Annotated in this window: 20 protein-coding genes; 13 read left to right on the plus strand and 7 right to left on the minus strand. The window is 40.1% G+C overall.

From position 1 onward, the window contains the following. The first annotated feature begins 339 nt into the window (after positions 1–339). The 7 genes from MMP60_RS11610 to MMP60_RS11640 all read left to right on the plus strand — a co-directional run bounded on the left by MMP60_RS11610 (position 340) and on the right by MMP60_RS11640 (position 5,401). Positions 340–1,227 carry a VacJ family lipoprotein gene (locus MMP60_RS11610; protein WP_241336409.1) on the plus strand — a complete coding sequence of 296 codons (888 nt, stop codon included), beginning with the start codon at positions 340–342 and terminating at the stop codon, positions 1,225–1,227. A gap of 131 nt (positions 1,228–1,358) precedes the next feature. Then, positions 1,359–2,327, plus strand: coding sequence for an RsbU family protein phosphatase GigA (gigA, locus tag MMP60_RS11615; protein WP_241336566.1), 969 nt, complete (start codon positions 1,359–1,361; stop codon positions 2,325–2,327). 102 nt (positions 2,328–2,429) lie between these two features. Further along, positions 2,430–2,951 (plus strand): STAS domain-containing protein, encoded by a 522-nt coding sequence (gigB, locus tag MMP60_RS11620; RefSeq protein WP_241336410.1) that lies wholly within the window; start codon positions 2,430–2,432, stop codon positions 2,949–2,951. 28 nt (positions 2,952–2,979) lie between these two features. Next, a complete protein-coding gene (locus tag MMP60_RS11625) occupies positions 2,980–3,804 on the plus strand; it encodes a carbon-nitrogen hydrolase family protein (RefSeq protein WP_241336411.1) in 825 nt (274 codons plus the stop codon). 209 nt (positions 3,805–4,013) lie between these two features. After that, positions 4,014–4,361 (plus strand): DUF4951 domain-containing protein, encoded by a 348-nt coding sequence (locus MMP60_RS11630; RefSeq protein WP_241336412.1) that lies wholly within the window; start codon positions 4,014–4,016, stop codon positions 4,359–4,361. Between the two features lie 80 nt (positions 4,362–4,441). Beyond that, positions 4,442–4,879 carry a MarR family transcriptional regulator gene (locus MMP60_RS11635; protein ID WP_241336413.1) on the plus strand — a complete coding sequence of 146 codons (438 nt, stop codon included), beginning with the start codon at positions 4,442–4,444 and terminating at the stop codon, positions 4,877–4,879. 87 nt (positions 4,880–4,966) lie between these two features. Continuing rightward, positions 4,967–5,401 carry an organic hydroperoxide resistance protein gene (locus tag MMP60_RS11640; RefSeq protein WP_241336414.1) on the plus strand — a complete coding sequence of 145 codons (435 nt, stop codon included), beginning with the start codon at positions 4,967–4,969 and terminating at the stop codon, positions 5,399–5,401. Positions 5,402–5,472: 71 nt separating this feature from the next. On the opposite strand, the gene gspE is transcribed toward MMP60_RS11640, so the two are convergent. Beyond that, the gene (gspE, locus tag MMP60_RS11645) at positions 5,473–6,963 is read right to left on the minus strand and encodes a type II secretion system ATPase GspE (RefSeq protein ID WP_241336415.1); all 1,491 of its coding nucleotides are present in this window, start codon (positions 6,961–6,963) and stop codon (positions 5,473–5,475) included. A 93-nt stretch (positions 6,964–7,056) separates the two neighbouring features. Here gspE and MMP60_RS11650 point away from each other — a divergent pair, with 93 nt between their 5' ends. Continuing rightward, entirely contained in the window at positions 7,057–7,878 is an 822-nt protein-coding gene (locus tag MMP60_RS11650; RefSeq protein WP_241336416.1) for a hypothetical protein, read from the plus strand. A 9-nt stretch (positions 7,879–7,887) separates the two neighbouring features. Further along, on the plus strand, positions 7,888–8,805 hold the full coding sequence (locus MMP60_RS11655; RefSeq protein ID WP_241336417.1) for a mechanosensitive ion channel family protein: 918 nt from the start codon (positions 7,888–7,890) through the stop codon (positions 8,803–8,805). Here the strand turns inward: MMP60_RS11655 and MMP60_RS11660 are convergent, their stop codons facing one another. Beyond that, on the minus strand, positions 8,806–11,682 hold the full coding sequence (locus MMP60_RS11660) for a DUF2339 domain-containing protein (RefSeq protein ID WP_241336418.1): 2,877 nt from the start codon (positions 11,680–11,682) through the stop codon (positions 8,806–8,808). A 189-nt stretch (positions 11,683–11,871) separates the two neighbouring features. Here MMP60_RS11660 and polA point away from each other — a divergent pair, with 189 nt between their 5' ends. Further along, entirely contained in the window at positions 11,872–14,637 is a 2,766-nt protein-coding gene (polA, locus tag MMP60_RS11665) for a DNA polymerase I (RefSeq protein WP_241336419.1), read from the plus strand. Between the two features lie 60 nt (positions 14,638–14,697). On the opposite strand, the gene MMP60_RS11670 is transcribed toward polA, so the two are convergent. From MMP60_RS11670 to ppx, 5 genes are read right to left on the minus strand one after another with little or no spacing between them, the layout of a single operon-like run. Further along, a complete protein-coding gene (locus tag MMP60_RS11670; protein WP_004664238.1) occupies positions 14,698–15,267 on the minus strand; it encodes a YggT family protein in 570 nt (189 codons plus the stop codon). A 16-nt stretch (positions 15,268–15,283) separates the two neighbouring features. Next, the gene (proC, locus tag MMP60_RS11675) at positions 15,284–16,123 is read right to left on the minus strand and encodes a pyrroline-5-carboxylate reductase (RefSeq protein ID WP_241336420.1); all 840 of its coding nucleotides are present in this window, start codon (positions 16,121–16,123) and stop codon (positions 15,284–15,286) included. A gap of 3 nt (positions 16,124–16,126) precedes the next feature. Next, positions 16,127–17,518, minus strand: coding sequence for a tRNA lysidine(34) synthetase TilS (gene tilS / locus MMP60_RS11680; RefSeq protein WP_277603735.1), 1,392 nt, complete (start codon positions 17,516–17,518; stop codon positions 16,127–16,129). Further along, positions 17,455–18,279, minus strand: a complete 825-nt coding sequence (locus tag MMP60_RS11685) for an acetyl-CoA carboxylase carboxyltransferase subunit alpha (protein WP_241336421.1) — start codon at positions 18,277–18,279, stop codon at positions 17,455–17,457. The genes tilS and MMP60_RS11685 overlap by 64 nt, the downstream gene beginning before the upstream one ends. 33 nt (positions 18,280–18,312) lie before the next feature. Further along, positions 18,313–19,833 (minus strand): exopolyphosphatase, encoded by a 1,521-nt coding sequence (gene ppx / locus MMP60_RS11690; protein ID WP_241336422.1) that lies wholly within the window; start codon positions 19,831–19,833, stop codon positions 18,313–18,315. A gap of 273 nt (positions 19,834–20,106) precedes the next feature. Between ppx and trxA the strand changes: the two genes are divergently transcribed. From trxA to MMP60_RS11705, 3 genes are all read left to right on the plus strand, one after another. Then, entirely contained in the window at positions 20,107–20,433 is a 327-nt protein-coding gene (gene trxA / locus MMP60_RS11695) for a thioredoxin (protein ID WP_004675702.1), read from the plus strand. A gap of 330 nt (positions 20,434–20,763) precedes the next feature. Continuing rightward, positions 20,764–22,032 carry a transcription termination factor Rho gene (gene rho, locus MMP60_RS11700; RefSeq protein WP_241336423.1) on the plus strand — a complete coding sequence of 423 codons (1,269 nt, stop codon included), beginning with the start codon at positions 20,764–20,766 and terminating at the stop codon, positions 22,030–22,032. A 393-nt stretch (positions 22,033–22,425) separates the two neighbouring features. Then, a complete protein-coding gene (locus MMP60_RS11705; protein WP_241336424.1) occupies positions 22,426–22,680 on the plus strand; it encodes a hypothetical protein in 255 nt (84 codons plus the stop codon). Positions 22,681–22,750: the final 70 nt, after the last annotated feature.

Consider the following 22,750-nt stretch of genomic DNA (forward strand, 5'->3'; position numbering starts at 1 on the left):
AGTCAACAGGTAATTTCGATATTTTTAAAACCTATCAATCATTCCAAAAATCTAACCTTTCTAGCCAAATCCTTGTTTCTCAACAAGTTTTTATCTGCATCATCGCCGATGGATGTGCATTCTACAGTATTCCCAATCCAATACAACCCCTCCGTTAATCTTTTTTGTTTGTTTGTATATTTTTAAACCAAATTCACATTTTTCTTATATTTTTCGAGCGAATTTGTTTTAATAATAAGAGAATTATTAAATTGTATTCCTCATACTCTATGTTTTGCGTTATGCAGCGCAATCATTTTAATGACCGTATTCTCGCTCGAGCAGCGATTAAGGACTTATATGCATTACTCAAATTTCATCTTGCTTGGGTTGTTATCTGCTGGGGCGTGTTCATCAGTATCAGCGCAAGAAGTTCCTAATAAACCAGTAACTCAAACAAATACATTAGGACCTACAATCGTAGTTGAACAAAAAGTATCAACAATTCAAGCGATCAAAGATTTAAAGCATCTCACTAAAAATGATTTAAAAGTAAATGCAAATGCAGCTCAACCTGATGCAGTAAAAGATCCACTACAACCTTTAAATCGCCAAATATTTGCTTTAAATGATGCTTTAGATCGTAATTTATTAAAACCTGTCGCAATACAATATGTCGCCAAAGTCCCTGAGACTGTTCGTAGCCCATATCGCCAATTTCGGAAAAACCTAGGCGAGCCGTGGAATGCAGTGAATCAATTAGTACAAGGTCGCCCAACACGTGCTGCAAAAACATTAGGTCGCTTTACCGTCAATACATTAACGACTCTAGGTTTTGCCGATCCTGCTCGTCGTTTAGGCTTGACAGCAGAAGAAGAAAGTTTTGGTGTAACTTTGGGTTACTACGGTGTTCCATCTGGCCCTTATGTGATGTTACCTTTCTTCGGTCCTAGTACATTCCGTGATGGTTTTGGTCTAGCAGCAGATAGTTTTGGTCGCCCACAAAAATATTTATTAGATGATCAACAAGGTATTTATTGGTCAACCAATCTACTTCAAGCCGTTGATGCTCGTTCACAGATTCTTGATATTGAAGAAAGCTTAAAAGGTGATAAATACTCAATGATTCGTGATTTTTATTTACAACGTAAAGCATTCCAAATTGCTGAAAAACATGGTGATTCGGCAGATGTCTCATTTGTTAGTGATGAGGATGATTCTGATAGTCCATCCGCTGATGACAAATAACAGCTAAGTAAACCCAAGCTATAGACTTATGTATTAATTTAAAGTTTTAGCAATACTATGTTTTTCATCATATTTCATCTATGATGAATTAAAAAATGATCATACAAATACAAAAGGTCGGCGACTTATCTATGTATTTCATTCAACCTACACGCTCAATATCTTATTTAGACCAAGCGCTAAACGAGTTACCGAGTTTGCAAATCATTCATATTGATGATTTAGATTTGTATGATCAAACCATTATTGCGATTGCGGATGTGCAAGATTTCTTGAAATACCGATGGAAATTACCAACAATCGTACTTGCTTTTGAACATGAAGGTACTGCTTTAGCTCAAGCATGGGAAATGGGTGCGCTCGCAGGTTGGATTTGGAGTGATTTACCTAAAAACCCAGTTCACTCCTTATTTAAGATTGATGCACAGTATAAGCGTAATCAAGATAGCCGAGATTTACCCTCAGCAGCAGAGTTACAGAAAAGATTACTCCCTCATCCTATCGAATTACCAAATTATCAATTTGAAGCATTTTTTCAGCCATCCGCTTATCTCTCTGGAGATTGGTATGATTACTGGCGACTGAATGATGATGAGGTTTTATTTTATTTGGCGGATGTTTCTGGGCATGGTGTAACAAGCAGTTTATTAACTTCATGGATGGCAGCATTTCATGGGCGCTCTAAAACACCGAGCCAATTAATTCAAAAACTGAATGCGATGCTTGTACAAGAGAATATTGAAAAGCATATTACCATGGTCGCAGGCATCTTAAATCTAGCGACACATGAAGTATGTTGGTCAAGTGCTGGACACTACCCTCCTCCGATTATCTTTGAACCTAATCAGCCACCACAGATTTTAACAACAAGTAGCTTTCCATTAGGCCTTACAGAAGAATTAGAAGTTGTAGAACATCGTTGTACATTAAGCCGCCAAGCACGATTTATTTTATGTTCAGATGGTGCACTTGAGCCTTTTGATGGTGGTTTGAACGATCAATTTAATCAATTAGTTGAACACCTTCAACATGATGCCTTCAAAGCTCCAGATCATGTTGCTGACGATATTGCTATTTTAAGCATATGCCGAATGAATTAACCCTAAAATCAATATTTTAATTCGATCACAGCATCCAACCACTTGTGTCTAGAATATCACTATGGGATAATTTTATATCCTTTCTCTGAAAATGGCATTTATATGTCAACAGGTCATGTTGAATATGCAAGTTTGAACGGAACGCATATTTTCAAGCTTATTGGCGAAGTGCGCGCTCACTCTTGTATAAGTCTAGACAAGTTACTCAACAAAATTGAACAGCAACAGAATGTTGTGGGTGCGATTGTTGATTTAACTGAAACTACATTTATTGACAGCACTGTCTTGGGTGTACTTGCAAAATTAGGTCTTAAACTTAAACAAGTTCATCATATTCAAGCCGTTATGCTTTCGACAAATCCAGATATCACCACCTTAGCCAATAGTATGGGGCTAGGTCAGGTATTTGTAATTTTAAATTACTGTGGTGATCCAAGTGTATGTACTTTAGAACTGACTGAAGAGCATGTAACACATAGCGCAATGCTCAATACTGTACTTGATGCACACAAAACATTGATGCGTTTAAATGAAAATAACCAAAATATGTTTGAGCCTCTTGTGAAGCAATTGCAAAAAGAACAAGAGTGCTTATCTCTTGATTCACAAAAACAAAATGCATAATTGTTGAAAACCAAATCTTGATGCCGATATGACCTTACTTTCTGTTGCACAAATGAATTCTCAAAATGACATTGAAGCAAATTTCCTTGTCATTGAATCATTGATTCAACAGAGTAAGGCTCAAGCGGCAGAGTTGATTGTTTTCCCCGAAAATTTCGTCTGTTTTGCAGCTGGAAAACAGCGTGAAACTGCTGCGCAATTCGAGAGCATTCAACAGCGTTTAGAACAACTCGCTCATCGTTATCAAATCTGGATTATCGCGGGCACACTCCCTTGTCCTTTTCGTCCAGATGGTTCAATTATTGATGATGGTCGAGTTCGAACGGTCAGCTTATGCATTAGCCCTGAAAGAACTGAAGCACGTTACGACAAAATCCATTTGTTTGATGTACAAGTCGGTGATGCGGTTGGTGGGTATCAAGAGTCAAAGTTCTTTGAGGCAGGTGATAAAGTAGCTGTTGCAAAAACACCGTTTGGCAATATTGGTCTGATGGTGTGTTATGACTTGCGCTTCCCTGAACTTGCTCTAATGTTACGTCAGCAAGGGGCAAATATTTTAACTGCACCTGCTGCATTTACTTACACAACAGGTCAGCTGCATTGGCAATTACTACTACAAGCACGAGCGATGGACAGCCAATGTTATGTTCTAGGTGCAGCTCAACAAGGTTGGCATGGTGAACAACGCCAAACTTGGGGGCATGCAGGAATTACAGATAGCCGAGGACAACTGTTAAAAATGATCAATACAGAAGGACACGGCTTAATGACCTGTTCATTTGATCTCGCCGAGCAAAATGCGATCCGCCTTGCAATGCCACTGATGCAGCATCGTAAGCTCATCAATTATTAAAAATGAGACACTCCACGGCTATTAAAACCACCCTTTGTACAAATTTCCCCCATCTAACAACACTTTGACTGCCATAGTCAGCTTTCATAAATGTATGTTTTTCAGGATCATGATTTAATAGACTTTATTTATCATGGTAGAACAAGATCAAAGGATCAAATTCTATGCCTGATGTAATATCTTCAATTAATTCGTATCAAGTCTGATTTATGTTTAAAGTAATTTTTTTCTTTTTTATAGGGGCAATTGCACAACTCCATGCAGCGGTAGTTGATATGAATACGAACCCACAAAGTACCTTGTCCACGCCACAAAATTTATCGCTAAATTCTTTTGGGCAATGGGTGATTGGTTGGGGTACTGGGGCTGAAGGTGCGAGACAACGATTAGATAATATCCAGCGAGAGGATGTCATCATTATCAAACAAAAAGGTGCAACCTTAGACATGATTGTTGCTTGGCAACAATATTATGAACAAGAAGCGCTCAAGAATCCCAATAATCCAACGGCACGTTATAGAGCGCGTTTGATGAAAAAAATCGCTGAGCTTTGGTAATGATCGAAATGAAATCTGCTTAGGCAATCACTAGTAGATCACGATATACTCATTAAATTAATCCACCGTTTGAGAACCGCATGGGCGATGAGCATCAGCAATTGTTATTAGATAATCAGTTATGTTTTCTGATTTATTCGACCAACCTTGCCTTAAATCAAGTCTATCGTCAATTGCTTGCCCCTCTTGGATTAACCTATCCTCAATATCTTGTGATGTTAGTGCTTTGGGAAAAGGATCAACTGAGTGTTTCTGAAATTGGAGAACGGCTATTCTTAGAATCCTCTACACTCACTCCGTTGTTAAAAAAATTAGAAATATCACAACTGATTACACGCAAACGCTCAACCAAAGATGAAAGACAAGTTGTTATTTCATTGACACAACAAGGGCAAGATTTAGAACTCAAAGCTGTTGATATTCCGAATCAAATTTCCCAAGCGGCATCGTGTACGCCATCAACGCTAGACAATTTAAAAGATCAAATTTCAGCACTACGTGACAACCTACTTAAATAATATTTAAATTTAAAGAGGAAGGACTTGTTTTTTTATTTATATCGTATACGATTTAATTGTACACAATATTATTTCGGAATAAAAACCATGTCTCTAGAACAAGTTGTTTATCGTGCAAAAGCCAAAGCTACAGGCGGTCGTGATGGTCGTGCAACCTCATCTGATGGTGTATTAGATGTGAAACTCGGTGTACCTAAAGAAATGGGCGGTGCTGGTGGTGAAGTCACCAATCCTGAACAGCTTTTTGCTGCGGGTTATTCAGCATGTTTCTTAGGGGCGATGAAATTTGTTGCAAATCGCGACAAACTCAAAATTACAAAAGATGCTTATGTTGAGGCTGAAGTTGGAATTGGTCCAATTCCAAATGGCTTTGGTATTGAAGTCACTTTAAATGTTTATCTGATTGGTATGGAACAAGCTGAAGCTGAGCAATTGGTTGCCGCAGCACACATTGTTTGCCCATATTCAAATGCGACTCGTGGCAATATTGATGTGAATTTTAATATCGTGACCACAGAATAAGCATTTCGCATTTTACAAAGAAAAACAGCATGGATCACCATGCTGTTTTTTTATTTAAGGGCTTAACTTAATTATTCTTCAGCCGCTTCGTTGGTCACACGCAATACTTCTTCTAATGTGGTTTTACCAGCTAGAACCTTGAGCAAACCATCATCACGAATCGAAGCTGCATGACGACGCGCATGATTTTCCAACTCAAATTCGGCTGCATTTCCATGAATTAAACGGCGCATTGGCTCATCAATTGGGGCAATTTCATAAATCGCAGTTCGCCCGCTAAAACCAACATGTGAACACTTCTCACAACCATTCGGTTGAGGTAACTGCATATGTTGATCCACTTTGAGATGTTGGAATACTTGCCGCTCAAAATCATCTGCTTTACGCCAAGTCACACAATGTGGACATAAAGTACGAACTAAGCGTTGCGCAATGACCCCAATCAAGGAACTCGCCAGTAGGAAAGGCTCGATTCCCATATCTTTTAAACGAGTTACCGCACCAATAGCGGTATTGGTATGCAGTGTTGACAGCACTAAGTGACCCGTTAAAGAGGCTTGTACCGCAATCTCAGCAGTCTCAAGATCACGAATCTCACCCACCATGACCACATCTGGGTCTTGGCGCAACATTGCCTTTAATGCACGAGCAAAGGTCATATCCACTTTGGTGTTGACTTGTGTTTGACCAATCCCTTCAATTTGATATTCAATCGGATCTTCAGCAGTCAAGATATTACGGGTGTTGTCATTCAAATCAGACAATGCCGCATACAAGGTCGTGGTTTTTCCCGAACCTGTTGGTCCAGTCACCAAAATAATACCGTGTGGTCGATGTACCAACTGAGTTAAGCGATCATAGTCATTTTTCATCAACCCGAGATGGGTCATATTCAGACGACCTGCTTGCTTATCCAACAAACGCATCACCACACGTTCACCGTGAGATGACGGTAATGTCGAAACACGCACATCCACTTCTCGCCCAGCCAACCGTAATGAAATACGCCCGTCTTGAGGGACTCGCTTTTCAGCAATATCTAGTTTCGCCATAACTTTAATACGTGAAACTAAAAGCGGTGCAAGTTCACGGCGTGGCTGAACGATTTCACGCAACTGTCCATCGACACGTAACCGTACTGAGAGTTTTTTCTCAAAGGCTTCGATATGGATATCAGAGGCACTGACACGAATGGCTTCAGACAATAAGGCATTAATCAGACGAACAATGGGGGCATCATCTTCTTGATCCATCAAGTCTTCAGCTTCAGGCACCTGATCTGCCAAACTTAATAAATCGGGATGATCTTCTAGACCCGCAGCAACTTGTTGAGATTCGCCTGTATCACCTGCATAACTAGAACTGAGTAAGGCATGAAACTCTTGATCAGTACACAATTGATCATGAGCCACCCTTCCCAAAACTCGACGTGCTTCCTGCAAAGCAATACGCGCGGTGTCCTTCCGTCGCACAATAAAAATTTGATCGCCTTCATAACGTAATAACACGCCATGTCGTTTCGCAAAACTATAAGGAATTTGTATTTGTTTAAGTATTTGCATCACACAAATAATGATAAGAGAAAGTATTGAGTGTACTCTAAGCAGATTACAGCGTGAAGTCTGTTTAGCATACTCACACAGGAATTTTGCATCTTGTCTCAAAATAATCAACATCAAGCACCACATGCCAATACATTGAAATGGTGGGGCGAACAACAATTTGAAATTCAGCAAGCCAAAGCTTGGCAATTTGGTTCATTATTATTTCGTCTAACACGTGGCATTAAAGAATGGCGCTTGGAATATCATCGTCCTCAATCTCAACATGATTACGAACAGCAATGGCATATTTTGAATGACACGATTTTTGCAATGCCACAACCTGCAAAAATCGAACGCTATATGTTCCATAACACCCAAAGTACATTTCATTTAATGCCCCGTTTAGCAGATCGCTCTGTGGTGATTAAACCCGTTGATCCGATTTATATTCCTGCGGGGCAACGTGGAACTTTATATATCAGTACGCCATTATGGATTGCAGGTTTGGTGGATGGACTCACTGAACCCCTATTTGACATTCCTGTGATCCAACCCAAAGACACATGGTTTGGTAAAGATCCTCAAAATGGTGAAATTTGCTATGCCACTTCTGTAGACGGTCGTACTGATTTAAATCTGTTAAAACCGCGTGCTTTCCGTGCAGTTACCCCAATTGAATTCCACAATACTAGTCAACACCAATTACGCTTTGATCGTATGAATGTTCCAGTTCCTGCTCTTCCACTTTTCTATAGTGAAAGTACAGGGCGTTTATGGACATCACAAATCAAAGTCTATTACGAAGGGACAGATCATCCTGCACGTATTCGAATTGAGAATAAAACCCCAACTCAGGCAGGTGAAGTGATTTATGTACATCCTCCCCGAGCGCCTGGCAGTACCTTATTCAATATGTTTGATTCATTCTTTTAAGGGGTTACTATGCCTGATTCGAATATTCCCAAGGATGTTGCTAGTAGCCTCACCAGTATTTTTACCAATATTAACTTCGAACGCTTAAGTGAAATCGTTGTTGCGATTATTCTCGCCTTTATCGGTTTTGTCATCGCTCGACTGGTATCCAATGCCTTCATTCGCACCATTGGCAACGGTTTTAATGCCCACCAACGCCTGCTATGGCGTCGAGGTATTTTTTATTTTATTTTCCTGCTGTTTATTATGACCAGTTTAAGAGAGGCTGGATTTAAACTCAGCGTCTTCTTAGGTGCGGCAGGGATTCTAACCGTTGCTTTAGGTTTTGCATCACAAACCTCAGCAACTAATTTGATCAGTGGCTTGTTCTTGATTGGTGAAGGTTCTTTTGAGGTTGGCGATACGATTCAAATTACCTTGATTCGAGGGCAAACAATAGAAGGACAAGTGATTTCTATTGACTTGCTTTCAGTCAAACTGCTTACTCTGGATAATGTCTATATTCGCCTGCCCAATGAGCAATTGATTCGAACACCCGTCATGAATTTGTCTAAATATCCAATACGGCGAATTCCAATTACGCTTGCGATTAATTTCCATGAAGATATCATCAAAGTTCGACAAGTATTATTAGATGTTGCTGCCAAATATCCCTTGGTGATGGATGATCCGAAAGCAACCGTTACTGTCACAGCATTTCGGGAATCTTCGATTGAACTTCTATTTGCAGTTTGGTGTCGACAGGAAAATGCCTTAAAAGTTCGTGATGAAATGCAAGAACGTGTCCGTAATGGATTCTTGGAAAATCAGATTGAGATTCCCGTACCTAAAATGGGCTTAATTGATCGCCCTTTACCATTAGAAAATGACGAGGTTGATCAATATACCCATCAAAAAGAACTGAAAAAAGCTGAGAAAGAGAAATAATCAACTCTCTTTCTCAGATTCCTGAAGTGCTGGTGGTAACGGTGCAAGATAAGCGATCACAAGCATAATTGCACCTGAACCAATAAATGAAATAACCCGAGTTAATGTGCCACTTTGCGATAGATCAAGCAGCAATAATTTAGCGACGACAATTGCCAACAATGCAGCTCCAACAAACCAGATTTGTCGAATATGACGGCGACTTGAAAATGTCATCAGAACAAAAGCCAAAATCACCCACAACAAAGTCAAACTCAGCTGCACATCGCCATTCGACCAAATCTCGATACCCCATAGTGGTGTCCCAAGATAATGATGCATCGCACGTACCACCACACTACTCAAGACCAAGAGACCAATTAAAATGGTTGTCACTTTAAAGCCCCATTCGATTGAGTGTTCATCACTCAACTTATAATGGTAGATTGTCCAAATCAGTCCGATGAATACCACTAAAGAAAACAAGTCGGTCAAGTTTAACAGTGGCAAGACATAATACTGTTCAGCAGAGTGTGTATCTAAACTAATCAGAATTAACCAAACTAGACTTAAACTAAGCACAGGTATTTGTTGTAAAACTTGTGTATTTTTATTAGCTATTAAAAATATTCCATACAATGCTGGAATGAGGGCTAATCCAATCAATGGCATAATTGGGAAAACCGCCAAACCAATACTCGCTAAACTCAACCACAATAAAGTTGACCGTATAATAAGACCTTCTTTTGAAGGGACAGCTTTTAAGGTGATTAGCATCAAAGCCAATACAACTGAAGCCATAGCAAAGGTCACTTGATTTAAGTAACTTGACCAATGCAACACGGAATACACGTTCTCCGCAAAACTTTCTCCATAAAGCAGAAACAATAAACTTCCCAATAGGATCAGTTGCACACTGTCCCACTGCAATTTTGATTTAAAGTGAACAGCAAGACGAAACAAAGCCAACAATAAAACTGCAATCACTAAATATGGACTGAGTCCATGTTGTTGCCATTGCATAAACTCAACACCTGCAATCGCTCCTGCATACATCCCTAGCGCTAGAAAAATTCCACTCAACATTCGAGCACTGAAATATTTTTCGACATTTTGGTAGTGCAACAAATAAAAAGCAGAAATAAATTGTGCTACGGCATAAATCACTGTACTTAGAATTGGGAAATTATCATTTGACCAAACTTGGAAAAGTAGAGCCACTGAACTTAGCAAGACCAGTGCGACACCGATATATCGACTTAAACGGTAGCGTTCAGTTACCCCCCAGACAATCAATGCTGTTCCTTGAATCACCCAACCCGTCGATGTCCAATGTGCCCCTTTCGCCAATGGGAAAATTAATGCCGTAAAGACCACTGCAAGAATAAAAAAGCTTTTTGCCAAGGTGGATAATTGTGGATGCTGACGTTTAATCCATAGATTTAACGAGATATACACCACAGCTAATGCAACTGCTCCCCAAGTCAGCGCTTGAGTCGAGTTATGCATTAAATATGCATGTAGAGAGAACCCAAGTACAGGTACACTAAAGATCAATCCTACATCCAAAATAGGTTGTAAGCGTTGACTGCTGTAATGATCTTCCTGCGCTGTATTTGAGTCTTGATGCTGTGTGCGTAACATCAACTGGCTATAACGAATACTCAGCCAGATAAATAAAGCAATGTGCAACCATAAGATAATATCTAAGGTGTCAAACTGATATGTTTTTGCATAGATCCCAATCGTTGCACCACCAATAAACATGGTGGCGAAAAATGCGATTTGATGCAGAATTTTCCACGGCTGAATAAAATTAACCGCAGCAACAGCTAAATTAATTAAAAAGTAATAGCCAAATAAGAAAATCACATCAGGATGATTTTGTGGAATCACCAATGGCGCAAGGTAAGCCATGCTCAAAGCTAGCATTGACAAATATAAAGCTTGCTGTTTTAGACTCAGATAGACCGTTGCCAACAATAAAATGACGAATAAAATACTGGCGGTAGTTAAACTGGCAATCACTGCAAAATGATGTGAAAAAATGAGCGTTAAAAATACAACTGCTAAACCCACACCTTGTAAAGCTACAGCAAATAGCTGATTTTTCTTTTGAAGAAAATAGCCTGCTATGGTCGTAACAACCCCAGCAACAGCAATAAAACTAAGTTTTACGCCTAGACTTAACTGCCAATGCTCACTGGCAAAGCGTAATAACAGCACCACACCGACCATCAATAACGCAACGGCAACACGTAAAATTGGATTCCCGTGTATCATCCAATCTAGGGCTGGTTGCCACCATGTTACTGTTCGAGTTGTTGTTTGATGCTCAAAATCAACAGGTGACGGACTATTTTGATTTGGTATCGCCTGATGATCAGCTCTCATCCACGCAGGATGTTGTTCAAAAACTGGAGTCTGAGTTTCTGTCTGCTTAGTTTCATCAAGATGCAATTCAATATTTTGGGCATTGATCTTTTGCTGGGTTAAAGCCTCTATTTCAGGCTCTACATTTGCATATTGCTCTAAATGTAGCAAACGGGTCTGAAAAGCACTGATCGTTTGAATTAAACATAACATCAGCACCAACAATGCACCGCCAGCTAACCACATCCACGTATTGGCATAAGCAAAAAGTGCCACCAATGCTGCACTATAAATGATAATTTTTTGCCCATTTATATTCGCTGATTGTGCAAAAAAACTTGGCGCAACCTGCTCTAGCTGGCATAAACGCTGATGAATTTCTGAAATAACGTGCACAATAACAACAGTTAATCCAACTGTTGCGGCAACAATCGCTCCCTGCCATTGAAATGCAATCGCACAAGCAAGTAGCACAGTCAAAGCAACTAAAACGATGATAATGCCCTGTTTGTTTTTTTTATACATAGACTTAGATCAATTATGACAGCTTCATTTAAGCTATCTTACTTGATCACTAGATAAGCAGCTATTTTTACATACAAAATACTGCAATTTTTTAATGCAACATCGTTTGCCCTTGCTCTACAAGACAACAAGGACAGCCACTACTTTTTCACGTAAAATGGTCTTCAGTTCATCATAAGGATTTGCATAATGCCACCTTTTGTCTTGGTTGACGGGTCTTATTTTTTATTTCGTGCTTTTCACGCCTTACCGCCATTAACAACCTCTACAGGTTTACATACCAATGCAATACGTGGTGCAATTTCAGCAATCCAAAAGTTAATGCGTCGTACTCAGCCAACACATATGGCTGTGATTTTTGATACACCAGAACCCACTTTCCGCCATAAATTATCACCCATTTATAAAGGCGATCGCCCAAGTATGCCTGAGGAATTGTCTCAACAAATTCCTTATTTACATGCACTCATCAAAGCACAAGGCATTCCTTTATACAGCCTACCTGGTGCGGAAGCCGATGATATTATTGGGACACTCACCAAACGCGCGTTGGCTGAAGGTCATCATGTCTTGATCTCGACAGGTGACAAAGACATGGCGCAATTGGTCAACGAACATGTCAAACTTGAAGATAGTTTTAAAGAACGTGTTTTGGATGAAGCGGGGGTGCTTGAGAAATTCGGTGTGCATCCACATCAAATTATTGATTATCTCACGCTGATGGGTGATGCTTCTGACGGTATCATGGGCGTTCCGGGTGTTGGCGCAAAAACAGCAGCGAAGCTGCTGAATGAATACGGCACATTAAACAATATCATTGCCAATGCGGATCAGCTTAAAGGCAAACTCAGCCAGAATATTAAAGATAATGTAGACAACATCAAAGTTGACCATCAACTTGCCAGTATCGTCTGTGATCTCGATCTTGCCTTAGATTGGCATGACCTTAAACTCGCCAATCCCAATGTGGATCAGCTCCGCGAGCTCTATACCGAATTAGAGTTTCGTAACCAACTACAGTCCTTAGATCATCCAAACAATCCAAATAGTCCTGCTTATCAGCAAACATCGCAAAGTATTGCCAAAGCTGAACAAAAAGCAGAACCCGTGGTTGCTGAAGATCATGCCAGCCTTTCTAGCCAAGATGATCAACTCGGAACAGCGACCTATCACACTGTATTAACTCAAGATGCTTGGGATGCTTTATTTCAGCGTATGCAGCATGCTGATCATTTTGCAATTGATACTGAAACCACCAACTTAGATTATCGTGTTGCGGAGTTAGTCGGCTTTTCAATCGCATTCGATGCCAATGATGCCTATTACGTTCCTGTCGCACATGATTATGAAGGTGCACCTGAACAGTTGAATCGTGAACAGATTCTTGCACAGATCAAACCAACTCTTGAAAATGAACAAGTGCGAAAAATTGGTCATCATCTCAAATATGATGCGCATATCTTTGCCAATCACGGCATCACCATTCAAGGTTGGTATTTCGATACCATGTTGGCTTCTTATGTATTCAATGCTGCGGCGACACGTCACGGAATGGATGATGTTGCACGACTTTATCTCAGCCACTTAACCACAACTTTTGAACAAATCGCAGGTAAAGGTGCTAAACAGAAAACCTTTAACCAGATTGAACTGGAAGTGGCAGCACATTATGCGGCTGAAGATGCCCATGTCACCTATCGTCTTTATGAAGTGTTAAAAGCAAAACTGCACAGCCACCCTGAACTGGTCAATATTTTGCATAACATCGAAATGCCTGTTGCTCGTGTACTCACAGGTATGGAAGAAGATGGGATTAAACTCGATCATCAATTTTTGGATCAGCTCAGTGTCGAGTTCTCTGAAACGATTCAAACGCTTGAAGCTCAAGCAGCCGAATTAGCAGGTGAAGCCTTTAATGTTGCATCGCCAAAACAAGTCGGTGAAGTTTTATTCGAAAAGCTTGGGCTTAAAGGGGGTAAAAAAACAGCAACGGGGCAATACAGTACCAGTGAAAGTATTTTAGAGAAAATTGAACATCCTTTAGCTGAAGTCATTTTAGAACATCGTGGATTAGCAAAGCTTAAAAATACCTATACTGATCGCTTGGTCGAGCAATCTCACGATACAACACATCGTGTGCATACCAGCTATCATCAAGCACTCACGGCAACAGGTCGCTTATCTTCCACTGATCCAAATTTGCAAAATATTCCAATCCGTACGCCAATTGGTCGTCAGATTCGTAAAGCCTTTATTGCCCCTGAAGGTCGTGTGTTACTCGCAGCCGATTATTCACAAATTGAACTGCGTTTGATGGCACATTTCTCTCAGGATGATGCCTTAGTCCATGCCTTCCAACAAGGTCAAGACGTACATCGTCGTACCGCATCGGAAGTATTGGGAATTGCAATTGAAGATGTCACCAATGATCAACGTCGACAAGCCAAAGCCGTTAACTTTGGTTTACTCTACGGAATGTCTGAGTTTGGTCTTACTCGTCAACTGGGTTTTACACGCGAAGAATCTCGTAGCTATATTGCACGTTATTTCCAACGTTATCCGGGCGTACTCGACTATATGGAACGTACTCGCCAGATCGCGCGTGAACAAGGCTTTGTGGAAACCATTTTAGGTCGTCGTCTGTATACACCAGACATTTTGGCAACCAACAAAATGATTAAACAAGCGGCTGAACGTGCTGCAATCAATGCACCATTGCAAGGGAGCGCGGCTGATATTATTAAACTTGCGATGATTGCAGTTGATAAGATTCTACCTAAAGATCAGGCTAAGTTGTTATTACAAGTACACGATGAATTGGTATTTGAAGCAGATGTCGCCATTGCGGATGAACTTTCAAAACAGATTGCTGAAGTGATGCAATCGGTATTAGAAATTTCAGTGCCATTTGTGGTTGAAGTCGGACAGGGACAAAACTGGGATGCCGCACACTAAAATAATGTAAATAAAAAAGGGACTGTATCAATTACAGTCCCTTTTTTATTTTGAAGCAGATTAAAGACCTGTTAAAAGAACTTTAGCCGCTTCATTCATTAAAATCTCAGCAATATATAACGCTAAGAAAGCCAAAATTGGAGAAAGATCAATCATTCCCATGTTTGGTAAAAGACGACGAAATGGTGCAAGCAATGGCTCAGCAAGTTCTTGTATGACTTCAATATAGGGTGAACGTGACTGTGTAAACATCACCACCCAACTTAAAATGATCGTTGCAAAAATCAAATAACGACAGAAACGAATCAAATCTTGAATCATCGTCACAAATGTCGTGATCACAAGATACACCGCACTATGCGGCATTTGTCCCGACAGATACATCAAACCAAAAATTTTCAGTAAATATAATACAACCAACAAAGCAACTGCCGCTAAATTGACACGGCCTTTACCAAGTGTTGGAAAAATACGGCTAAAAACATCCACAATCTTGGTCGCTTTCACCGTTGAAAGCACTACTGGATTGTATGGACTGACTGCCGCCAATTGCATTAAAAAACGGAAAAAGACCAATAAAATAGCAACATTGATCAAAACACCAAAAATTAGCGCAGAACTTGCACCCATAATTGTCTTATCCTAATTAAACCGATTTAGTCTTGTCACTCAACTCTTGTGCAAGCTCTTGGCTACGCTTCTGAGCTGCTGCAAGCGCTGTTTGAATATTTTGTGAAATCTGTGCGCGATCAAACACTTCTAATGCTGCCTGTGTTGTACCGTTTGGAGACGTCACATTTTTACGTAATTCTGCTGGAGAATTTGAACTGGTAATTGCCATTTGTGCAGCACCTAACGCCGTTTGTAAGGTCAATGCCGTTGCGACTTTCTCATCTAAACCCAAATTTTTACCCGCACGAATCATACTTTCCATTAAATAGAAAAAGTATGCAGGACCAGAACCTGATACCGCAGTAACTGCATCAATTTGAGCCTCATTATCGACCCAAATCGTTAAACCCGTAGTCGCAAGAATTTGACTGGTTAATTCACGATCTTGTGCATTAACTACTGCTGGAGCATAAATACCATGTGCACCAGTTTGAACCAATGCTGGTGTATTTGGCATGACACGTACAATACGTTCACTCCCACCAATCAAAGCTGAAATCGTTTGAATCTCAGCACCCGCAATAATTGAGATCACGAGTTTATCTGATAATAAATCTTTTAATGGTTGTAAAACCGTTGCCAAAACTTGTGGTTTTACCGCTAAAACCACCACATCTGCATGTTTAATTGCGTCAACATTATCTGTTGTGGTTTGAATCCCTTTTTCTTCTAATATATGACGAATCTGTTCTACAGGGTCAGAAACCGTAATACGTGTTGTGGGTAAACCACGAGAAAGCAAGCCACCAATCAAGGCTTGCGCCATATTACCGCCGCCAATAAAACAAATATTTTGATTCAATGCTGTCGCCATGTCCTACTCGTCACGTGAAAAAGACTGCTGAAAAAAGTCATTACAGTCAGAAATTAAACTTGGTTGCCAACCACCCTGCTCTAGATACTCAGATTGTGCCAACCAGAAACCTTTAGGGCTAAAAACCCCAAGCATAACATTATCCACGGCTAATATTTGAATTGTATGACGTAACCAAGGCAAAATCTGTGCATCTTGAATGGCTTTTTTGAGAGGCCAATGCCCAACTCGACCATAGAGATGAATTTTTTCACCCCCCTGCCGTTTCAGTAACTTTAACTCTCGCCCTAAAAGCTGGGATGAAAATCCAATAGCTTGAGATTCGATCTTAAACGCTCCAGCCGCAACTTTGATCGTTTCACCCATCTCATATCGCTCTAACAATACAGATGGAATGGTAGATCGTTTTTCTGCATATAACTGGTCATGAGTTAAACGATATAGCTTCTTCTGATAGCGAACGAAATAATGTTGATTGATATGTAAAGTTGCTTGAGCATCTGGTTTCGCGAGAATCACTTCTTGCTGTAAGCGCTTTACCATATCGTAGCTTGGGCGATATTGGTCATCTCCTTTCATCCAAGCAGACAATAATTGACGTTGTCGAGCTGCGGACAGTTGGGAAAATGCATTCAGATCAAGCTCACGATATGTAGCACATTGCTTCCAATCATCCTGTAACACATCCGCTAAAATTTCAGCGGCATCCTGCATAAGATAACTGGTACGAGCCACAGCTGTTTGCATCTTCGGGAAGCGTTTTTGTAAAACAGCCCACAGTTCTTCTCGGCACCACGCCCGATCATAATGCGTATCATGATTGCTTGGATCAGTAACATAATCAAAACCAAATTGCTGCGACCATTGCTCAATTTGTTCTCGGCTTATATCTAAAAATGGTCGCCAAATGGTCATCTCTTGACGGATATCAATTTGCTGCATCGCAGCCAAACCATTGACTCCCGCCCCAGAAAACAACCGTAATAATAACGTTTCAGCTTGATCTTGCTGATGATGCGCCAAAACTAGAATTTCATTGGGTTTCAAATGTTGCTGATAGGCTTGATAACGCGCTTGGCGAGCTTGTTGCTCTAAATTCCCCGTCTCAACAGAGACTTTCTGAATCATACAAGGAATATTCAATGCTTCAGATTGTTTTTGTACTCGTATTCCCCACGCAGCGCTCATCGACTGTAATTGATGATCAATATAAATCGCACGGGTTTGTGTTGGAAAAATTTCAGCCATTAAATATAGCAACAGCATGGAATCCATGCCGCCGCTACACCCAATTAAATATTGGGCTTGTTCAGGAAAATATTGTGTTTGTGCTAAGACACGATGCCTAAATTGCTGCTGCCAAACTTCATTAAACGTTGATAACGTGCGTCGCATCGTGCTTGAGCATCCATCGGTTGCAATTCATCTAAAGCTTGTTTTAGTACATCTTTCAAATCATACATGACTTTTTCAGGTTGCAAATGCGCACCCTCACCTTCATCTACAACATACTCAACAATACCTAAAGCTTTGAGCTTATCTGCGGTTAAAGCAAGCGCCTCGCTCGCCTGAGCTGCTTTATCGGCTGTTTTCCATAAAATTGATGCACAACCTTCTGGAGAAATCACCGAATAAATACTATGTGAAAGCATGATGACACGATCTGCAACACCAATACCCAATGCACCGCCTGAACCGCCCTCACCCAATACTGTAGCAATGACAGGAACTTTCAAGCTTGAAAGTTGCGCCAAACTGGTCGCAATCGCTTCCGCCTGACCACGTTCTTCCGCACCTACACCTGGATATGCACCCATAGTATCAACAAAGGTAAAAACTGGCAGATTAAAACGCTCAGCCATATCCAATAAACGTTGCGATTTACGATAACCTTCTGGATTGCACATGCCGAAGTTATGCTGTAATTTTTCACGTGTACTGCGACCACGATGTTGACCGACCACCATTACAGGTTGTCCGTCAAAACGCGCCAAACCACCAATCATCGCACCATCATCACCAAATAAACGGTCACCGTGAAGTGCATCAAATTCAGTAAAGATTTCACTGACATAATCTAGAAATTGCGGACGTTCAGGGTGTCGTGCAATTTGAACCGTAGCCCAAGCCTTGGACTGAGTCGCTTTATTTTTCATAAGTCGTAGATAATCCCTAACAAGGATATATTGTTAATCAACAAAATTGTCTGACTGAATATTTAACCCAATGTCCCAATGTTTGAATTGCACTTGTTCATCATGTAGATCGGCAACCAATAGAGGCCATTGTTTAGCATCACCAGAAACGCTGAGTTGCCATTGTTGATCATTTACAACAGTCAGTTCAATGGCAGGAAGCATCTGATCACTACGACTATGGTTCAGCAAAACCGCTAAGCGAAGCAATAAACAAAGATACAGTAAATGACTACCACCCACCTTTAAAACATCATTTTTTGCATCTGCACGCAACTTACGGCGATGATGTGAAACTAAATGCGAAAGATGGTTTTGGTCAATTTGCGAGAAACCTGGAATATCTGAATGTTGTAGTAAATAAGCACCATGACGATGATAACCACCATGACTAATCGCTAATCCAATTTCATGTAAATACGCAGCACGGCGCAGTAAGTCACTGTCTTCAGTCGTTAAATTTAAAGCATCTGCCACACCATCAAACAACTGTTGTGCTGTATTGACCACTCGTTCTGCTTGCTTTGGATCTGCGTTATAACGCCCCATTAAAGCTTGTACGCTGCGATCACGGATATCCTCATGCTTGAAACGACCAAGTAAGTCGTACATCACACCTTCACGTAATGCACCATCAGAATATGCCAATTTATGAATATCCAACACTTCAAAGATCGCATATAAAATGGAAAGACCTGCTGGCAAAACTGCTCGGCGATCTTCACGCAGACCTTCAAAATCAATCTCTGAAATATGTTTAAATTTAAGTAAACGATCTTTTAATTTATATAAACCTTCACGCGTTAAGTTCTCTTGTTCATCACTTAAGCCAAGATTTACTGCAATTTGACGGCAAGCCTTAATGGTTCCACTTGAGCCAACAACGGTATCCCAACCTTCAGCTTTATAAGTATTCGCAATCGCAGAAAGCTCTTTACGTGCAGCAACCACGGCTTTATCAAAGGCCTTGCTTGAAATCTCACCATCAGCAAAATAAGCTTTACTATAAGCGACGCAGCCCATTTGTAATGATTCAGTATGGAGCGGTTCAAACTCCTCACCAATAATAAATTCGGTTGACCCACCACCAATATCAATGACTAGACGTCGCCCACCATTCGCCATAGTATGCGATACACCTAAATAAATCAGACGTGCTTCTTCACGACCAGCAATAATTTCAATCGGTTTGGGTAAAATTTCAGCTGCTTTCTGAATAAATTCATGACCATTTTTTGCTTGTCTTAAAGCATTGGTCGCCACAATTCTCAAACGGTTTGCTTGAACTGAGCTCAAGCGCCCAACAAATCGTGCTAAACAAGCCAATCCACGCTGTTGCGCAGCCTCTGTTAAATTTTTATTTTCATCAAGCCCAGCAGCTAACTGTACTTTCTCTGACATTGAAGCAACTTTTTTAACTTCACCGTGATCAACACGAGCAATCGCAAGATGGAAACTATTTGATCCCATATCAATTGCAGCAAGTAATTCTTCATCAATCAGAAAATCAGACATTATTCATATAAACCCATGCTCAATTCACGCATTAGAGTAATTCACATGCTTACAATTTTAAAGTCATTTTAAGCAATAAAAGTCGCGTATTTTCGCTTTTATTCTATAAATCATTGTATAAGCCGATGATCAGCATCGTGAGCATCCATTAGACTTTTTATTTTCAAACTTGAATAATCAGAACAAACCCTTACATTGAGTAAAGTAGCAATGTAATATTCATCATGATGATGAACCAATTCGCACTTTATCTCTTAAATTTGGAGCAACCTTATGTCTGCGACTATCGTTAATACAACTGATGAAAACTTCCAAGCAGATGTTTTAGATGCTGAAACTCCTGTACTTGTTGACTTTTGGGCTGGTTGGTGTGCGCCGTGTAAAGCCATTGCACCCGTACTTGAAGATCTATCAAATGAATATGCAGGCAAAGTAAAAATCGTTAAAGTTGACGTAACTGCATGTGAAGATACCGCTGTAAAATACAACATTCGTAATATTCCTGCGTTATTAATGTTTAAAAATGGCGAAGTTGTTGCTCAACAAGTCGGTGCTGCACCTCGTTCTAAACTTGCTGCATTTATTGATCAAAATATCTAATTAGATTTTGATGGTATAAATAAAGGAAATACGTCGGAATTGAACGGCGTATTTCTCAGTAAAAATTGACAAATTTCTTAGTTTCGCTTATATTCTTCGATCAAGAAGCTTTGAATGGAATCTACTTCATTGCGCTTCTTACAAGACACAAAACATAAGATCGCCGCTCGGCAATAACAATTGTTTTCACATTTCTCTCTGAAACAATGAACCAGACTACTGAATTGTGGTTGTGTAACTATACAATTACATCAGCATGTATGTATGCGGTCGATTTTTTTATTCTTTCCCAACACACTCCTCCACTTATTCCATTCTGTCTGACCACTTATGAACTTAACTGAACTCAAGAAAAAACCCATTGGCGAACTCATTAAAATTGCGGAGTTTATGGGCCTTGAAGGTATGGCACGTAACCGTAAACAAGATATTATTTTTGCCATTTTAAAACGCCATGCCATGAATGGTGAAGAAATTTTTGGTGATGGTGTTCTCGAAATTCTTTCTGATGGTTTTGGCTTCTTACGCTCTGCCGCTGGTTCATATTTAGCAGGACCAGATGATATCTATGTTAGTCCATCACAAATTCGCCGTTTTAACTTACGCACGGGTGATACCATTACAGGTACAATTCGCCCACCAAAAGAAGGTGAACGTTATTTTGCTTTATTAAAAGTAAACCAAATTAACTATGACACGCCTGAGAACTCACGTAATAAAATTTTATTTGAAAACCTAACACCATTATTTCCTACTGAACAATTAGTGATGGAACTGGGCAACGGTACTACCGAAGATTTGACATCTCGTGTTGTTGATCTTGTTGCGCCAATTGGTAAAGGTCAACGTTCAATTATTGTTGCGCCGCCTAAAGCAGGTAAGACAATGTTATTACAAAACATTGCGCAATCGATTGTCCGTAATAACCCAGAAGTCTTCTTAATCGTACTTCTTATTGATGAACGTCCAGAAGAAGTCACTGAAATGGAACGCACAGTTCGCGGTGAAGTTGTTGCATCAACATTTGATGAAGCTCCTGCTCGCCACGTTCAAGTTGCAGAAATGGTCATCGAAAAAGCAAAACGTTTGGTTGAACATAAAAAAGATGTCGTGATTTTACTTGATTCAATTACACGCCTTGCTCGTGCTTATAACACCGTAATCCCTTCATCAGGTAAGGTGCTTACAGGCGGTGTCGATGCCCATGCTTTAGAACGTCCAAAACGTTTCTTTGGTGCCGCACGTAACATCGAAGAAGGTGGTTCACTCACCATTATCTCAACTGCATTGATTGAAACAGGCAGTAAAATGGATGATGTGATCTATGAAGAATTCAAAGGTACAGGTAACCAAGAAATTACCCTTGATCGTCGCATTGCTGAGAAACGTGTATTCCCTGCAATGAACATCAAGAAATCGGGTACACGCCGTGAAGAACGCCTCATGAGTGAGGAAAATCTACGTAAAGTTTGGATTTTACGTAAATTATTGCATCCAATGGATGAGTTGGCAGCAATGGAGTTCTTGTTAGACCGTATGAAAGAAACCAAAACCAACGATGATTTCTTTGATCAAATGAAACGTAAAGCTTCAACTTAAAAACTAAAGCCATAAGAAAAAGCTACCTTCATGGTAGCTTTTTTTATTTGGTTGACACGCTTACATAATATTTACAGAAAATTCTAAAATCACAATAATTTAACAAATGATTGTTTTATATGATTATTAATAATAATACCATGCAAATAATAACAGTATACCGATTCAAAACCAACTTTCAATAGTTTTTTTCTATCAAAAAATAGCCAAATTCTGACCCTTTTTGTCGTTTTGTTGGACAGAACAGTAGTAATTCATGATTTGCTTTGATAGGATAGCAGCAGACCAGTTAGGCTGCTCCCTGCGTTGTTACCTAAAGCGTTTAGGAATAATAAAAGCACAAACAGACTAACTCAGGTTTTTTTTAATCTCACAATTTATGAGAGTGATGCCATGTTATTCAAAAAATTCGCTGTTGCTGCTGCTGTTGCTACTACTTTAGCTTTCGCTGGTTGCTCTAAGAAAGAAGAAGCTCCTGCTACTGACGCTACTGCTGCTGCTTCTGAAGCTGTAGCTGCTGCTTCTGACGTTGCTGCTTCTGACGTTGCTGCTGCTGCTTCTGACGTTGCTGCTGCTGCTTCTGACGTTGCTGCTGCTGCTTCTGACGTTGCTGCTTCTGAAGCTGCTCCTGCTTCTGCTGCTCAATAATCTAATTTTAGATTATAAAAAAGAGAACCTTTGGTTCTCTTTTTTTATGCCCAAATTTTATTAAAGTTCA

It is taken from the genome of Acinetobacter sp. ANC 4805, assembly GCF_022549495.1.
Lineage (GTDB): Bacteria > Pseudomonadota > Gammaproteobacteria > Pseudomonadales > Moraxellaceae > Acinetobacter.

What these genes read in the sequence shown, in the direction of transcription:
- MMP60_RS11610 (WP_241336409.1), top strand. Translation starts at nt 340, where the DNA reads ATGCATTACTCAAATTTCATCTTGCTTGGGTTGTTATCTGCTGGGGCG.
- gigA (WP_241336566.1), top strand. Translation starts at nt 1,359, where the DNA reads ATGTATTTCATTCAACCTACACGCTCAATATCTTATTTAGACCAAGCG.
- gigB (WP_241336410.1), top strand. Translation starts at nt 2,430, where the DNA reads ATGTCAACAGGTCATGTTGAATATGCAAGTTTGAACGGAACGCATATT.
- MMP60_RS11625 (WP_241336411.1), top strand. Translation starts at nt 2,980, where the DNA reads ATGACCTTACTTTCTGTTGCACAAATGAATTCTCAAAATGACATTGAA.
- MMP60_RS11630 (WP_241336412.1), top strand. Translation starts at nt 4,014, where the DNA reads ATGTTTAAAGTAATTTTTTTCTTTTTTATAGGGGCAATTGCACAACTC.
- MMP60_RS11635 (WP_241336413.1), top strand. Translation starts at nt 4,442, where the DNA reads ATGGGCGATGAGCATCAGCAATTGTTATTAGATAATCAGTTATGTTTT.
- MMP60_RS11640 (WP_241336414.1), top strand. Translation starts at nt 4,967, where the DNA reads ATGTCTCTAGAACAAGTTGTTTATCGTGCAAAAGCCAAAGCTACAGGC.
- gspE (WP_241336415.1), bottom strand. Translation starts at nt 6,963, where the DNA reads ATGCAAATACTTAAACAAATACAAATTCCTTATAGTTTTGCGAAACGA.
- MMP60_RS11655 (WP_241336417.1), top strand. Translation starts at nt 7,888, where the DNA reads ATGCCTGATTCGAATATTCCCAAGGATGTTGCTAGTAGCCTCACCAGT.
- MMP60_RS11660 (WP_241336418.1), bottom strand. Translation starts at nt 11,682, where the DNA reads ATGTATAAAAAAAACAAACAGGGCATTATCATCGTTTTAGTTGCTTTG.
- polA (WP_241336419.1), top strand. Translation starts at nt 11,872, where the DNA reads ATGCCACCTTTTGTCTTGGTTGACGGGTCTTATTTTTTATTTCGTGCT.
- MMP60_RS11670 (WP_004664238.1), bottom strand. Translation starts at nt 15,267, where the DNA reads ATGGGTGCAAGTTCTGCGCTAATTTTTGGTGTTTTGATCAATGTTGCT.
- proC (WP_241336420.1), bottom strand. Translation starts at nt 16,123, where the DNA reads ATGGCGACAGCATTGAATCAAAATATTTGTTTTATTGGCGGCGGTAAT.
- tilS (WP_277603735.1), bottom strand. Translation starts at nt 17,518, where the DNA reads ATGCGACGCACGTTATCAACGTTTAATGAAGTTTGGCAGCAGCAATTT.
- MMP60_RS11685 (WP_241336421.1), bottom strand. Translation starts at nt 18,279, where the DNA reads ATGAAAAATAAAGCGACTCAGTCCAAGGCTTGGGCTACGGTTCAAATT.
- ppx (WP_241336422.1), bottom strand. Translation starts at nt 19,833, where the DNA reads ATGTCTGATTTTCTGATTGATGAAGAATTACTTGCTGCAATTGATATG.
- trxA (WP_004675702.1), top strand. Translation starts at nt 20,107, where the DNA reads ATGTCTGCGACTATCGTTAATACAACTGATGAAAACTTCCAAGCAGAT.
- rho (WP_241336423.1), top strand. Translation starts at nt 20,764, where the DNA reads ATGAACTTAACTGAACTCAAGAAAAAACCCATTGGCGAACTCATTAAA.
- MMP60_RS11705 (WP_241336424.1), top strand. Translation starts at nt 22,426, where the DNA reads ATGTTATTCAAAAAATTCGCTGTTGCTGCTGCTGTTGCTACTACTTTA.